The 13876-nt window shown below is 71.6% G+C and carries 11 protein-coding genes; 8 read left to right on the top strand and 3 right to left on the bottom strand.

From position 1 onward, the window contains the following. Positions 1-42 precede the first annotated feature (42 nt). Positions 43-3264: a penicillin acylase family protein gene (locus NYF13_RS05645; RefSeq protein WP_315654598.1), complete on the top strand. Its 3222-nt coding sequence runs from the start codon at positions 43-45 to the stop codon at positions 3262-3264. Positions 3265-3316: 52 nt separating this feature from the next. Further along, complete coding sequence (locus NYF13_RS05640; RefSeq protein ID WP_315654597.1) at positions 3317-4348, top strand: PLP-dependent transferase; 1032 nt, start codon at positions 3317-3319, stop codon at positions 4346-4348. 36 nt (positions 4349-4384) lie between these two features. Here the strand turns inward: NYF13_RS05640 and NYF13_RS05635 are convergent, their stop codons facing one another. Next, the gene (locus NYF13_RS05635; RefSeq protein WP_315654595.1) at positions 4385-5125 is read right to left on the bottom strand and encodes a GntR family transcriptional regulator; all 741 of its coding nucleotides are present in this window, start codon (positions 5123-5125) and stop codon (positions 4385-4387) included. A 173-nt stretch (positions 5126-5298) separates the two neighbouring features. On the opposite strand from NYF13_RS05635, the gene NYF13_RS05630 reads away from it, so the two are divergent. From NYF13_RS05630 to NYF13_RS05605, 6 genes are all read left to right on the top strand, one after another. Further along, positions 5299-6789 (top strand): ABC transporter substrate-binding protein, encoded by a 1491-nt coding sequence (locus NYF13_RS05630; protein WP_315654594.1) that lies wholly within the window; start codon positions 5299-5301, stop codon positions 6787-6789. Further along, positions 6786-7730 carry an ABC transporter permease gene (locus NYF13_RS05625; protein ID WP_315654592.1) on the top strand — a complete coding sequence of 315 codons (945 nt, stop codon included), beginning with the start codon at positions 6786-6788 and terminating at the stop codon, positions 7728-7730. Before NYF13_RS05630 ends, NYF13_RS05625 begins: the two co-directional genes overlap by 4 nt. Continuing rightward, a complete protein-coding gene (locus tag NYF13_RS05620) occupies positions 7730-8548 on the top strand; it encodes an ABC transporter permease (RefSeq protein WP_315654590.1) in 819 nt (272 codons plus the stop codon). Before NYF13_RS05625 ends, NYF13_RS05620 begins: the two co-directional genes overlap by 1 nt. Beyond that, positions 8545-9294 carry an ABC transporter ATP-binding protein gene (locus NYF13_RS05615; protein WP_315654589.1) on the top strand — a complete coding sequence of 250 codons (750 nt, stop codon included), beginning with the start codon at positions 8545-8547 and terminating at the stop codon, positions 9292-9294. The genes NYF13_RS05620 and NYF13_RS05615 overlap by 4 nt, the downstream gene beginning before the upstream one ends. Further along, positions 9291-10067, top strand: coding sequence for an ABC transporter ATP-binding protein (locus NYF13_RS05610; protein WP_315654588.1), 777 nt, complete (start codon positions 9291-9293; stop codon positions 10065-10067). Before NYF13_RS05615 ends, NYF13_RS05610 begins: the two co-directional genes overlap by 4 nt. A gap of 110 nt (positions 10068-10177) precedes the next feature. Further along, positions 10178-11560 (top strand): amidase, encoded by a 1383-nt coding sequence (locus NYF13_RS05605; protein ID WP_315654586.1) that lies wholly within the window; start codon positions 10178-10180, stop codon positions 11558-11560. A gap of 23 nt (positions 11561-11583) precedes the next feature. Here NYF13_RS05605 and NYF13_RS05600 read toward each other — a convergent pair whose 3' ends face one another. Further along, on the bottom strand, positions 11584-12447 hold the full coding sequence (locus NYF13_RS05600) for a CoA ester lyase (RefSeq protein WP_315654585.1): 864 nt from the start codon (positions 12445-12447) through the stop codon (positions 11584-11586). After that, on the bottom strand, positions 12444-13514 hold the full coding sequence (locus tag NYF13_RS05595) for a CoA ester lyase (RefSeq protein WP_315654583.1): 1071 nt from the start codon (positions 13512-13514) through the stop codon (positions 12444-12446). Before NYF13_RS05595 ends, NYF13_RS05600 begins: the two co-directional genes overlap by 4 nt. Positions 13515-13876 lie beyond the last annotated feature (362 nt).

Here is a 13876-nt window from a genome sequence, read left to right as displayed (position 1 = left end):
GCCGGGTCACTCTGGGGGATCCTCGTGGACGGGAGATCGGGCATGCGACGACGCATCCGCATCCTGACCGTGGCGGCGTTGGCCGTACTCACGGCAGGACTGACGCAGACGGTGGCCGGGGTCCCGCCCGCCACCGCGGCGCTGCCCGGCAACGACTACTGCGCCGGGCAGTGCAACGACATCCTGCCACCGGGGGAGAACGGCGGCGCGACGCTCGCGGAGATCCTCGCCAACAAGGCGTTCGGCACCCAGCCGGCCCACGCCGACGACCAGCTCGGCCGGTACGCCGACCTGGCCGGCGGGTACAAGACGCTGACCACGGACACGATCGGCAAGTTCTTCAACGACTCCTCCTTCGGCGTGCCCGCCGACCAGGTGGCCAGCACGCTGAAGCCGCGCTCCGACGTGACCATCACGCGGGACAAGGCCACCGGCGTCCCGCACATCCAGGGCACCACGCGCTCCGGCACGGAGTTCGGCGCCGGCTACGCGGCCGCGCAGGACCGGCTGTGGCTGATGGACATCCTGCGCCGCGTCGGCCGCGGTCAGCTGAGCTCCTACGCCGGGGGCGCGCCCGCGAACCGCGAGCTGGAGCAGTCCTTCTTCTCCGCCGCGCCGTACACCGAGCAGGAGTTGCAGGCCCAGATCGACGCCGCCGCGGCCAACGGCCCGCGCGGGAAGCAGGGCCTGGCCGACTCGCAGGCCTACGTCGACGGGATCAACAAGTACATCACCGACTCCCACAACGGCCGCTACTTCCCCGGTGAGTACGTGCTCACCGGGCACGTCGACGCGATCACCAACGCCGGCACCATCGACCCGTTCAAGCTGACCGACCTGGTCGTGCTGGCGTCGGTGGTCGGCGCCCAGTTCGGCGCGGGCGGCGGCGGCGAGGTGCAGAACGCGGTCGCGAAGCTCGCGCTGCAGGAGAAGTACGGCCTCGCGCAGGGTGAGAAGGTGTGGGAGAGCCTGCGCGCCGCGGACGACCCCGAAGCGGTCAAGACGCTGCACGACGGGCAGACCTTCGACTACGGCAAGACCCCGGCGAACCCCCAGGGCGAAGCGTTGCCGGACAAGGGTTCGGTGACCGGCCAGCAGCTCGTGTACGACCCCACCGGCTCGGCTGCCTCGGCGACGCCGGCGAAGGTGGAGGTCGCCGCGCCGAAGGGCCAGGAGGCCGCGCGGGGGATGTTCGACCAGGGCGTGCTGCCGGGCGACCTGCTCAAGGACAAGCACGGGATGTCCAACGCGCTGGTGGTTTCGGGCTCGAACACGGCGAGCGGGCACCCGGTGGCCGTGTTCGGCCCGCAGACCGGGTACTTCGCCCCGCAACTGCTGATGCTGCAGGAGCTGCAGGGCCCGGGGATCAGCGCGCGGGGCGCGTCGTTCGCCGGCATCAGCATGTACGTGCTGCTCGGCCGCGGCCAGGACTACTCGTGGAGCGCCACCTCCGCGGCGCAGGACATCATCGACACGTTCGCGCTGCCGTTGTGCGACCCGAGCGGCAAACCGGCCACCAAGGACTCGAACTACTACCTCTACCAGGGCCAGTGCCTGCCGATGGACACCGTGGAGCGCAAGGACTCCTGGTCGCCGACGGTGGCCGACGGCACCGCGGCCGGCTCGTACACCCTGCGGAGCTACCGCACGAAGTACGGCCCGGTGGTCAGCCGCGCGACGGTGGGCGGCAAACCGGTGGCGTACGCGTCGCTGCGGTCCTCGTACCTCCACGAGGTGGATTCGCTGATCGGCTTCCAGGAGTTCAACGACCCGGACTTCATCCACTCCGCCTCGGACTTCCAGAAGGCCGCGCACGACGTCAACTTCACCTTCAACTGGTTCTACGCCGACTCGAAGGACGTCGCGTACTTCAACTCGGGCGCGAACCCGGTGCGCAACCCCGGGGTCGACCCGACGATGCCGGTCTGGGGTGGCCAGGGCTACGACTGGCAGGGCTGGAAGCCCGAGGGCAACGTCGCGGACTACACCCCGGCTTCGCAGCACCCGCAGTCGATCAACCAGGACTACTACATCAGCTGGAACAACGCGCAGGCCAAGGGCTACGCGTCCGGCGGCGCGGACAAGTCCGCCGTGCACCGCGCCGACCTGCTGGACGCGCGGGTCAAGGCGCTGATCTCCGGCGGTACCAAGGTGACGCGGGTGAACCTGACGCAGGCCATGGAGGACGCAGCGCTGGCCGACCTGCGGGCGGAGAAGGTGCTGCCGCTGCTGCTGCAGGTGCTCGACCAGGCGCCGCTGACCGGCGCGGCGGCCGACGCCGAGGCGAAGCTGAAGACCTGGCTGGCCCACGGGCACCAGCGCGTGGAGTCGTCGCCGGGCAGCAAGGCCTACACCGACGCCGACGCGATCCGGATCATGGACGCGTGGTGGCCGCTGCTGGTCACCGGCGAGTTCAAGCCCGCCATGGGCGACGAGGCGTTCACCGCGATGACCAACGTGCTGCAGATCAACGAGAGCCCGTCCGGGTTCCAGAACGAGATCCCGGGCAAGCACGTCGGGCAGCCGCACCAGGGCTCGTCCTACCAGCACGGCTGGTGGGGCTACGTGAGCAAGGACCTCCGCACGGTGCTGGGCCAGCCGGTCGCGGGCCCGTTGGGCTCGACCTTCTGCGGCGGCGGCAACCTCGGCGCCTGCCGCACCGCGCTGGCCGACTCGCTGACGGCGGCCGCGGCCCAGCCCGCGAACACCGTCTACCCGGGTGACGGGGACTGCTCGGCCGGTGACCAGTGGTGCGCCGACAGCGTGATCCAGCGCCCGCTGGGCGGCATCACGCACGGCAAGATCAGCACGCAGAACCGCCCGACCTTCCAGCAGGTCGTCGAATACCCGGCTCACCGCGGCGACAACGTCTCGAACCTCGCCGCGGGCAAGCCGGTCTCCGCGACCAGTGCCGAAACGGGCTTCTACAACTCGCCCGCCTCGAACGCCGTCGACGGCAACGCCGCCACCCGATGGGCCAGCGACTGGAGCGACAACCAGTCGATCACGGTGGACCTCGGCTCGGTGCAGCCGGTCTCGCGCGTGGTGCTCTCGTGGGAGGCGGCTTACGCGAAGGGGTACAAGGTGCAGCTCTCCTCGGACGGAGCGTCCTGGCGGGACGCGGCCGTGGTGACGGACGGCAACGGAGGGGCGGACAACGTGTCCTTCGGCCCTTCGGACGCCCGGTTCGTCCGCGTCGCGGGGGTGCAGCGGGGGACCAAGTACGGGTACTCGCTCTACGAGCTGGAGGTCTACGCGCACTGAGACTGGCCGGACTCCTGTGCCCCACCGCCGCCCCGTGGCTACGGTGGGGCCCATGGACGACTGGACCCCGCGCACCCTCGCCATCGCCGCCGGCCGGCCGCACGGACCCGGCGAGCCGCTGAACCCGCCGATCGTCGCGACCAGCACGTTCCAGGCCGGCGGGGATTCCGTCTACGCGCGGTCGGACGGAACCGCCACCTGGGCGGCGCTCGAAGAGGCCGTCGGCGCGCTCGAAGGGGGGCGCGCGGTCGCGTTCGCTTCCGGGGTGGCGACGTTGTCGGCCGTGCTGGACACGCTGCCGGTCGGTGCGCGGGTCGTCGTGCCGACCTTCAGCTACGCGGTCACGCGCGGGGTGCTTCAGCACGCCCAGAAGCTCGGCCGGCTCACCGTCACCGAGCTCGAACCCACCGACACCCGGTCCTGGATCGACTCCGACGCGGATCTGCTCTGGCTCGAATCGCCGACCAACCCGACGTTGGACGTGATGGACATCGAAGCCATCGCGAAGGCGGCGCGCGGACGGGTCGTGGTCGACAACACCTTCGCGACGCCGTTGCACCAGCAGCCGTTGAAGCTCGGCGCCGACATCGTCGTGCACAGCGCCACGAAGCTGATCGGCGGGCACAGCGACCTGCTTCTCGGCATCGCCGTGGCGAAGGAAGACGCTGTCGGCGAAGAGCTGCGCGGCGCTCGTACGCGCGTCGGTGCCACACCCGGCGCGTTGGAGGCTTGGCTGGCGTTGCGCGGTCTGCGGACGCTGGGCGTGCGGCTCGCCGAACAGGAGAAGACCGCCGCTTTGCTGGTGTCCCGGCTCGCTGAGCACCCCGCCGTCACCGAGGTCCGCTACCCCGGCTTCGGGATGATGGTCTCGTTCGAGCTGGCGGGGGCCGAGGCGGCCGACCGCGTGTGCGCCTCGGTCCGGCTGATCCGCTCCGCGACCAGTCTCGGCGGCGTGGAAAGCCTGGTGGAACGGCGCGCCTGGCTGCCCGGCGAGGAACGTGTGCCGGCCGGGCTGATCCGGCTGAGCGTCGGCCTCGAAGACCCGGAGGACCTCTGGCGCGATCTGCTGGCGGCCCTGGGCTGAGACGAACCGCCGGTCCACGCGAATCCGGCCGTCTGATCAGAGCAGCGGGGTGAGCAGCACGCGCCGGTCCTCCGGCACGTGCTCCACGTAGTTGTCGTACAACGCCCGACGCGCGAGCCGCGCCGCCGACGCACCGTCGGCGGCGCGGACCGCTTCCAGGACTTCCGCGTGGTGGCGCAGCCAGGTCCGCATCAGCGAAGTCCGGTCGCGCGCGTGCTCCAGCTTGTCTTCGATCAGCTCCAGCACCACCTCGCGGACCACCTCACCGCTCACCACCAGCAGCGGATTCCGTGACGCACGCGCGATGGCGTCGTGGAAAGCGACGTCGGCCCGACTGAATTCCGCGTAGCCCGCCTCCGCGCCCACACGCATGGCGGCCAGCGCGTCGTCCAATGTGGACAGATCTTCGTCCGTGCGCAGCTGCGCGGCGAGCAGGTGCGAGGAACCGTCCAGCACCATCCGGAACTGGAGCAGCTCGGCCAGCCCGACGTGATCGGCGCGGGCGAGCCGGTGCATCGAGCGGTGCAGCGCGGCGGGCGAGGCCGCGAGGATCTCCGGACCGCGGGGGTCGCCCGGGCGCGAGCGGAGGATTTCGGCCGCCTGCAACACCCGCAGGGCCTCCCGCACGGTCGAGCGCCCCACGCCGAACTGCGTCATCAGCTCCCGCTCGCCGGGCAGCCGCGCGCCGGGCTTGAGCCGGCCGCTGACCACGGCCTCCTCGATCTGCGCCACGATCCGCTGATACGCGTGCACGGGCGCCACCGGTTCGAACTGCATCCCTTGACCTCGGCGTCGTCTGGTGCGAACCTCGGGCTACTGGTCAGACCAGTGTACTGAGTCCAAGGACGCGTGGGCTCACAATCGCGGCAGCTCGCTCGCGCGGCCGACCGGCAGCGCTCATGCGGGACACCCGCACCCGGGGGAGTGTCCCGCAGGACACAGGAGGCGGAATGAAAGGCCGGATTCACGCCACGGCGCTGGCTCTGCTGCTCGTGGTCTCCGGCTGCTCGGCGGGGTCCAGCGCCCAGGTGGTGAGCGGTCCCGACACGCTGTCGGTCGGCTTCACGGCCGAGCCGGCGAGCTTCGACTTCACCCACTCCGACGGCTCCGCCATTCCGCAGGCCCTGCTCTACAACGTCTACGAAGGTCTGGTGAAGCTCGACGCGAGCGGGCGGGTCGTGCCGCTGCTCGCCGAGTCCTGGACGATCAGCCCGGACCGCCGGACCTACGACTTCCGGCTCCGGCCGGGGGTGAAGTTCGGCAACGGCGCGCCGTTCACCGCCGCCGACGTCAAGTTCTCCTTGCTGCGGGTGAAGACCGACTGGACGATCTCGGTCAAGTCGGCCATGGACGTGGTCGACCACGTGGACGCCGTCTCCCCCGAGCACGCGCGGGTGGTGCTGTCGAAGCCGAGCAACGGCTGGCTGTTCAGCCTGACCAGCCGGATCGGCGTGATGTTCAGCCCGACCGGCGTGGGTGACCTGGCCGGCCGGCCGGTCGGCACCGGGCCGTACGAGGTGGCTTCCCGGCGGCGCGGCGACTCCATCGTGCTGGCGCGGAACCCGGGGTACTGGGGCCGGAAACCCGCGTACCGCACGGTGGTGCTCAAGTACATCGCCGACCCCACCGCGCTCGACAACGCGCTGCTCAGCAACGGCATCGACGTGATCTCTTCGCTCACCTCGGCCGATTCGATCCCGCAGTTCCAGGGCGACGACCGGTTCACCGTCGTGCCGGGCACCACCAACAGCGAGGTGACGCTCGCGTTCAACAACCGGCGCGCGCCGCTGGACGATCCCCGCGTGCGCCGGGCCCTGACCTACGCGATCGACCGGAAAGCCGTGCTGGACCTGGTCTTCGACGGCCGCGGGACGCTGATCGGCAGCATGGTCCCGCCGACCGACCCGTGGTACGAGGACCTGTCGAAGGTCTACCCGTACGACCCGGCGAAAGCGCGGCAACTGCTCGCGCAGGCCGGGGTGGGCAACCTCAACCTGCGGCTGCGGATCCCGAACCTGCCGTACGCGGTTTCGGCCGCGCAGGTCGTGCAGTCGGAGCTGGCCGGCGTCGGGGTGGGGACCACGATCGACCCGCTCGACTTCCCCGCGGTGTGGCTCAAGCAGGTGTTCACCGACCACGACTACGACCTGTCGATCGTCCAGCACGTCGAGGCGCGGGACATCACCACGTTCGGCAAACCCTCCTACTACTGGGGCTACGACAGCGAACGCGTGCAGCGGCTGCTCGCCGAGGCCGACAGCGGCACCGAGCAGCAGCAGGTCGCCGACCTGAAGCAGGTCGCGCGCCAGCTCAACACCGACGCGGCGGCGGACTGGCTGTTCCTCTACCCGAACGTGATCGTCGCCAAGGACAAGGTGACGGGCTTCGCGAAGAACCAGGTCAGCGAGTCCTTCGACCTCACCGGGCTGAGGCCGCGATGACCGCCAAGGTGCTGCGGCGGGTGGCGATCCTGGTGGTCAGCCTGTTCGTCGCCTCGATCGTGGTGTTCCTGTTCCTGGCCGTGCTGCCCGGCGACCCGGCGCAGGTGGCGCTCGGGGTCAACGCGACGCCGGAGCTGCTGGCGAAGACCCGCGCGGAGTTCGGCATCGACCAGCCACTGCTCACGCAGTACCTCCGCTGGATCGGCGGAGTGCTGCACGGCGACTTCGGCCGTTCGTACGTGACCCGCGACGCCATCGGCCCGCAGTTGCTCGACCGCCTCGGCGTGACGCTGTGGCTGGTCGGCGCGAGCACGGTGGTGGCGCTGGTGATCGCCGTGCCGGCGGGCGCGTTCGCGGCCGTGCGGCACCGCAAACCCAGCGGGGCCGGGATTTCCGGGCTTTCGCAGATCGGCGTGGCGATCCCGGCCTTCCTCGCCGGGATCGTCCTGGTGCAGGTCTTCGCCGTGCGGCTGCGCTGGCTGCCGAGCGGCGGGTGGACCCCGCCGGAGGAGGACGTGGGCGAGTTCCTGCGCGGGCTGGTGCTGCCCGCGCTGTCCCTCGGCCTGGTGCAGGGCGCGGTGCTCACCCGGTACGTCCGCTCGGCCGTGCTCGACACGCTCGGCCAGGACTACCTGCGCACCGCGCGGTCCAAGGGCCTCCTGCCGGGCCAGGCGCTGTACCGGCACGGGTTGCGCAACGCGTCGGTCCCGGTCGTCACCGTGCTCGGCCTGCAACTGGCCACGCTGCTGATCGGCGCGGTGGTGGTGGAGCGGGTGTTCGTGCTGCCCGGGCTGGGCAGCCTGCTGCTGGACGCGGTGTCCTCGCGCGACCTGCTCACCGTGCAGGGGATCGTGCTGGTGCTGGTGGCCGGGGTGCTGCTGGTCAACTTCGTGGTGGACCTGCTGTACCCGGTGCTCGACCCGAGACTGCGGGGTTCGTGATGAAGACGCGCAACGGCAACCTGGTGGCCGGCGCCGTGCTGGTGACGCTGGTGGTGCTGGCCGCGCTGGTCTCGTTCGCCTGGACGCCGTACGACCCGGTGCGGGTCGACGCGCCGGAGCGGCTGCTCGGGTTCAGCGGCGCGCACCTGTTCGGCACGGACAAGTTCGGCCGTGACGTGTTCAGCCAGGTCCTGGTCGGCGCGCGCACCACGCTGTACGTCGGGGTGGTGGCGGTCGGCATCGCCGGGGTGATCGGGACGCCGCTGGGGGTGCTGGCGGGGCTGGCGCCGCGCTGGCTCGGTGAGCTGGTGATGCGCGCGAACGACCTGGTGCTCGCGTTCCCCGCGCTGCTGCTGGCGATCATGTTCGGCGCGGTGTTCGGCGCCGACACGCTCACGGCCATGGTGGCGATCGGCATCGCGACCATTCCCGCCTTCGCCCGGATCGCGCGGTCCGGCACGCTGCAGGTGGGCAGCAGCGAGTACGTGCTGGCGGCGCGCGCGGCCGGCCGGTCGCGGCTGAACATCGCCGTGCGCCACGTGCTGCCGAACATCTCCGGGCTGCTGATCGTGCAGTCCTCGGTGTCGTTCGCGATCGCCGTGCTGGCCGAGGCGGCCCTGTCGTTCCTCGGCTTCGGCACCCGGCCGCCGACGCCGTCCTGGGGCCGGATGCTGCAGGAGTCGCAGGAGCTGCTCACCGCGCACCCGCGGCTCGCGCTGGTGCCGGGTATCGCGATCGCCGTGGCCGTGCTGGGGTTCAACCTGCTCGGCGACGGGCTGCGCGACCGCTTCGACCCCCGATTGGCGGTGCGGGCATGACGCTGGCGGTGGCGCACCTGCGGGTCGCGGACCTGGTGCGCGACGTGTCGTTCGAGATCGGCGCCGGTGAGCGGGTCGGGCTGATCGGCGAGTCCGGCTCCGGGAAGTCGCTCACCGCGCTGTCGGTCATGGGGCTGCTGCCGGACGAGCTGCGGGCTTCGGGTTCGGTGCGGCTGAACGGTGAAGAGCTGGTGGGTGCGTCCGAAAAGGACCTTTCCCGGCTGCGGGGCAACGGGTTGTCGATGGTCTTCCAGGAGCCGATGACCGCGCTGAACCCGGTGATGCGCGTCGGGCGGCAGGTCACCGAGCCGCTGCGGGTGCACGGCCGCCGCGGGCGGTCGGCCGAGGAGCTGCTGGCCGCGGTCGGGCTGCCCGGCACCGCGCGGGCGTACCCGCACCAGCTCTCCGGCGGGCAGCGGCAGCGGGTGGTGCTCGCCATGGCGCTGGCCACCGCACCCTCGCTGCTGATCTGCGACGAGCCGACCACGGCGCTCGACGTCACCGTGCAGGCACACATCCTCGGCTTGATCCGGGATTCGCTGCCCGCCGGGAGCGCGCTGCTGTTCATCACCCACGACCTCGCGGTGGTCGCGTCGGTCTGCGAGCGGGTGCTGGTGATGCTGGACGGCGAGATCGTCGAGCGGGGTTCGACGCGCTCGGTCCTGACCGCGCCCCGACACGAGTACACGCGGCGGCTGCTGGCCGCGTCGGACCTGTCGGCCCCGGGCAGCGGTGCCCGGCGATGAGTGCGTTGATCGAGGTCCGCGGACTCGAACGGCGGTACGCCCGGCGTGACGTGCCCGCGCTGCGCGGGGTGAGCTTCGACGTCGAGGCCGGTCAGCGGTTCGGGGTGGTCGGTGAGTCGGGCTCGGGGAAGTCGACTCTGGTCCGGCTGCTGGCCGCGCTGGACCGGCCGACCGCGGGCACGGTTTCGTTCCAGGGCCGCCGGATCGACGACCAGCCCGAGCGGCGGCTGGGCTTCCTGCGCTCGGAGCTGCAGATCGTCTTCCAGGACCCGATGGGCTCGCTGGACCCGCGGATGCGCGTCCGCGACATCGTCTCCGAGCCGCTGGGCCGCCGTGACCCGGCTCGGGTCGCGGAGCTGCTCGACGCCGTCGGGCTGCCCGCCGAGGCCGCCGAGCGGTACCCGCACCAGTTCTCCGGCGGTCAGCGGCAGCGGATCTCCATCGCCCGCGCGCTGGCGCCGAACCCGCGGGTGCTGATCGCGGACGAGCCGGTGAGCGCGCTGGACGTGTCGGTGCGCGCGCAGATCCTCGGCCTGCTGACCCGGCTGGTGGCGGAGCATTCGCTGACCCTGGTGTTCGTGTCCCACGACCTCGGGGTGGTGCGGCACGTGTGCGACCGCGTGGCGGTGATGCGCCGCGGCGAAATCGTGGAGATCGGCGACGTGGAGGAGGTCTACGAAGCGCCGAAGCACGAGTACACCCGCGAGTTGCTGGCGGCCGCGCCGAACCTGCGGGCCGAGCTGGCCCGGCTGAGAGGAGACAGCGATGCCTGACCATCCGGGGCCGTTCGAGCTGGCCGGTGCCGTCATACCTCGCTTCGGACGCGTCGACCTTCGTGGCCGGGCGTTCGAACTTTCTGCTTCGTGAATCGGAGGCTTTGCTGATGACCGAGTTGGCTGATCTGACCGCTGTTGCGCTGGTGGCGGGCTACCGCGACGGGACGCTTTCGCCGGTTGAGGTGACCGACGCCGTTCTCACGCGGATCGAAGCGCGAGAGCCGGAGCTGCGTGCACTGTATGCGTACGACGCTGCGTCGGCGCGCGAAGCCGCGAAGGCGTCCGAGACGCGTTGGCACGAGGGCCGGCCGCTGGGCCCGATCGACGGCGTTCCGTTGACGCTGAAGGAGAACATCGCGACCCGTGGCACCCCTGTGCCGCTGGGGACCGCCGCGACCACGTTGACCCCGGCCGCGGCGGACGCCCCGGCGGCGGCGCGCGTGCGGGAGTCCGGCGGGGTGCTGCTGGCCAAGACGACGATGCCGGACTACGGGATGCTGACCTCGGGCCGGTCGAGCTTCCACCCGGCGACGCGAAACCCGTGGGACCTCTCGCGCACCCCGGGCGGCTCCAGCGCGGGTGCGGCCGCCGCGGCGGCCGCGGGCTACGGCCCGCTGCACGTCGGCACGGACATCGGTGGCTCGATCCGCCTGCCCGCCGGCTGGTGCGGGCTGGTCGGGCTGAAGCCCAGCTTCGGCCGGGTGCCGGTGGACCCGGCGTTCCTCGGCCGGGTGGCCGGGCCGCTGACCCGGACCGTCGCCGACACGGCGCTGCTGATGGGCGTGCTCTCGGCGCCGGACGGGAGGGACCACCTGAGCCTGCCGTTCGAGCCGCTGGACTGGTCGGTGGCGGCGGCGCGGCTGGACGGACTGCGCGTCGGCCTGCACCTGGACGCCGGGGTCGGCCTGGCGGTGGAGCCGGACATCGCCGACGCGGTGACGGCGGCCGCGCGGGTGTTCGAGGCCGCGGGCGCCGTGGTCGAGCCGGTTTCGCCGTTCCTGCGCCGTGAACTGCTGGACGGGCTGAACACGTTCTGGCGCGTGCGGGCCTGGTCGGACGTGTCGGCGCTGCCGGAATCCCGTCGCGCCCTGGTCCTGCCCTACCTCGCCGAGTGGGCGGCCGGCGGCGCGACGGAGTCCGGAGTGGACACTTACCGCGGCTTCGCCTGCATCGACGCGATGAGTGTCGAAACCCTGCGCGCCACCGCCCCGTACGATCTGGTGCTGTCGCCGGTCTGCCCGGTCTCGGCCCCGCCGTCGGACTGGGCCTCGCCGACCAACGATCCGGCGCGGCCCTTCGAGCACATCCCGTTCACCTTGCCGTACAACATGTCGGGACAGCCCGCGGTGGCACTGAACTGCGGCTACACCCGCGAAGGCCAGCCGATCGGGTTGCAGATCACCGGTCCCCGCTTCGCCGACGTAGCCGTCCTGCGAGCGGCCGCGGCCTTCGAAGAACTACGGGGCGAGCAGCGGGAGTGGCCGGTCTGACCCGTTGCCCGCGCCGAACCGAGCTAGCCCCCGATCGCCTCCGCCAGCGCCAGGACCCGCCGGGCGGTGTCCACGTGGAGGTTTTCGATCATCCGCCCGTCCACCGTCACCACGCCCCGGCCGGCGGCGCGGGCCTCGTCGAAGGCCGCGATGATGCGGCGTGAGCGGTCGATCTCCTCCGGGGACGGGGCGAACGCGCGGTTGCACGGCTCGAGCTGTGAAGGGTGGATCAGGGTCTTACCGTCGAAACCGTATTCGCGGGCCTGGCGGCATTCGGCCTCGAAGCCGGGGAGGTCCTTCACGTCGTTGTACACGCCGTCGAGGATCACCTTGCCGGTGGCGCGGGCGGCGAGCAGGCACAGCGACAACCCGGCCAGCAGCGGGCCCCGGCCGGGGACGAACTCCGCGTGCAGTTCCTTGGACAGGTCGTTCGTGCCCATCACCAGCACGGTCAGCCGCTCGGAGGCGGCGGCGATCTCCTCGGCGTGCAGCACCGCGACCGGGGTTTCGAGCATCGCCCAGATCTTCGTGCGCTCCGGGGCGCCGCCGAGTTCCAGCGCGCGCTCGATGTTGTGCACCTCGCCCGCCGAATCCACCTTGGGCACCACCACGGCCGACGGGCCGGCGGACGCGGCGGCGCGCAGGTCCGCGTCGTGCCACTGCGTGTCCAGGCCGTTGACGCGGATGGCCACCTCGCGTTCGCCGTAGGCACCCGAAGCCGCGGCCGCGCACACCCGCTCCCGCGCCGCCTCCTTCGCGTCCGGGGCGACGGCGTCCTCCAGGTCCAGGATCAGCGCGTCGGCGGGCAGCGCCTTGGCCTTCTCCAGCGCGCGCTCGTTCGCGCCGGGCATGTAGAGCACCGAACGCCGGGGTGGCTGGGTGGTCACGGCTGGAGCTCCTTCGTCGCGGCGTCGTACGCGGCGGCCAGCTCGGGGTCGTCGGCCGCCAGTTCGTCGGCCAGCTCCGAGACCACCCGGCACTGCTTGACCGAGGCGTCGTCCTGCATCTTGCCGTCGATCATCACCGCGCCGGTGCCGTCACCCATCTCGGCGATCACGCGCCGGGCCCAGGCCACATCGGACGGCGACGGCGAGAAGACCCGCTTCGCGATGTCGATCTGCACCGGGTGCAGGCTCCACGCGCCGACGCAGCCGAGCAGGAACGCGTTGCGGAACTGGTCCTCGCAGGCCACCACGTCGCGGATGTCCCCGAACGGCCCGTAGTACGGCAGGATCCCGTGCACCGCGCAGGCGTCGACCATCCGCGCCACGGTGTAGTGCCAGAGGTCCTGCTGGTAGGTGGTGCGGCCCGCGGCCAGGTCCTCGCCCACCGGGTCCGTGCGCACCAGGTAACCCGGGTGGCCGCCGCCGACCCGGGTGGTCTTCATCCGCCGGCTCGCCGCCAGGTCCGCCGGGCCCAGCGAAATGCCCTGCATCCGGGGGCTGGCGCCGGCGATCTCCTCCACATTGGCCACGCCGCTCGCGGTCTCCAGGATCGCGTGCACCAGCAGCGGCTTGGTCAGCCCGGCGCGCGCCTCCAGCTGGGCCAGCAGCCGGTCGAGGTAGTGGATGTCCTGCGCGCCCTCGACCTTCGGCACCATGATCACGTCGAGCCGGTCGCCGATCTCGGTGACCAGGGTCACCAGGTCGTCGAGCACCCAGGGCGAGTCGAGGCTGTTCACCCGCGTCCACAGCTGCGTGCGGCCGAAGTCGGTGGCCTTCGCGATCGAGACGAGCCCGGCGCGCGCGGCTTCCTTCCGGTCGGCGCGCACGGCGTCCTCGAGGTTGCCGAGCAGCACGTCGGCCTGCTTCGCCAGATCCGGCACCTTCGCGGCCATCTTCTCGTTGCCGGGGTCGAAGAAGTGGATCACGCGCGACGGGCGGAACGGGATCTGCCGCGGCGGTTCCGGCGCCCCGAGGGCGAGCGGGGCGAAAAAGTCCTTCGGCGAGCGCATCGGTGGGTCCTCCCGACCGTGACTTGACTGACGGGTAACCCTAAACCCGGATCCGGCGAACCCGCTGCGGCGCAGCTCACCGCCGAGTGGGTGACAACGCCCCCACCTGCGGCGTCCACTGTGGAATCGCCCCCGGTTGGGCCGAACGGTCCAATCCGCTCGACCTTTTGCGCTACCGGAAATCCCACCTCCGGTAGGCGCCCGTGGGCGCTCCGTGACACCACTCACCTCCGGCTCACTCGGTTGGCCGCACGGTCGGGCTGAAGTCGGGCGACCGCCCGCCGACCGGTCACCGACCGCAGGACGCCGCCGATCGCAGTCACCACCGCTACCCGAAGACACCCGCGCTGCCGCGCTGGTAG

Source organism: Amycolatopsis sp. PS_44_ISF1 (genome assembly GCF_032335455.1).
In the GTDB taxonomy this organism is placed as follows: domain Bacteria; phylum Actinomycetota; class Actinomycetes; order Mycobacteriales; family Pseudonocardiaceae; genus Amycolatopsis.
This window is presented reverse-complemented; position numbering and strand designations above follow the sequence as displayed.

Bases quoted from the DNA above. Each gene is read 5' to 3' on its own strand.
- NYF13_RS05630 (WP_315654594.1), top strand. From the start codon at position 5,299: ATGAAAGGCCGGATTCACGCCACGGCGCTGGCTCTGCTGCTCGTGGTC.
- NYF13_RS05605 (WP_315654586.1), top strand. From the start codon at position 10,178: ATGACCGAGTTGGCTGATCTGACCGCTGTTGCGCTGGTGGCGGGCTAC.
- NYF13_RS05610 (WP_315654588.1), top strand. From the start codon at position 9,291: ATGAGTGCGTTGATCGAGGTCCGCGGACTCGAACGGCGGTACGCCCGG.
- NYF13_RS05595 (WP_315654583.1), bottom strand. From the start codon at position 13,514: ATGCGCTCGCCGAAGGACTTTTTCGCCCCGCTCGCCCTCGGGGCGCCG.
- NYF13_RS05640 (WP_315654597.1), top strand. From the start codon at position 3,317: ATGGACGACTGGACCCCGCGCACCCTCGCCATCGCCGCCGGCCGGCCG.
- NYF13_RS05645 (WP_315654598.1), top strand. From the start codon at position 43: ATGCGACGACGCATCCGCATCCTGACCGTGGCGGCGTTGGCCGTACTC.
- NYF13_RS05635 (WP_315654595.1), bottom strand. From the start codon at position 5,125: ATGCAGTTCGAACCGGTGGCGCCCGTGCACGCGTATCAGCGGATCGTG.
- NYF13_RS05615 (WP_315654589.1), top strand. From the start codon at position 8,545: ATGACGCTGGCGGTGGCGCACCTGCGGGTCGCGGACCTGGTGCGCGAC.
- NYF13_RS05620 (WP_315654590.1), top strand. From the start codon at position 7,730: ATGAAGACGCGCAACGGCAACCTGGTGGCCGGCGCCGTGCTGGTGACG.
- NYF13_RS05625 (WP_315654592.1), top strand. From the start codon at position 6,786: ATGACCGCCAAGGTGCTGCGGCGGGTGGCGATCCTGGTGGTCAGCCTG.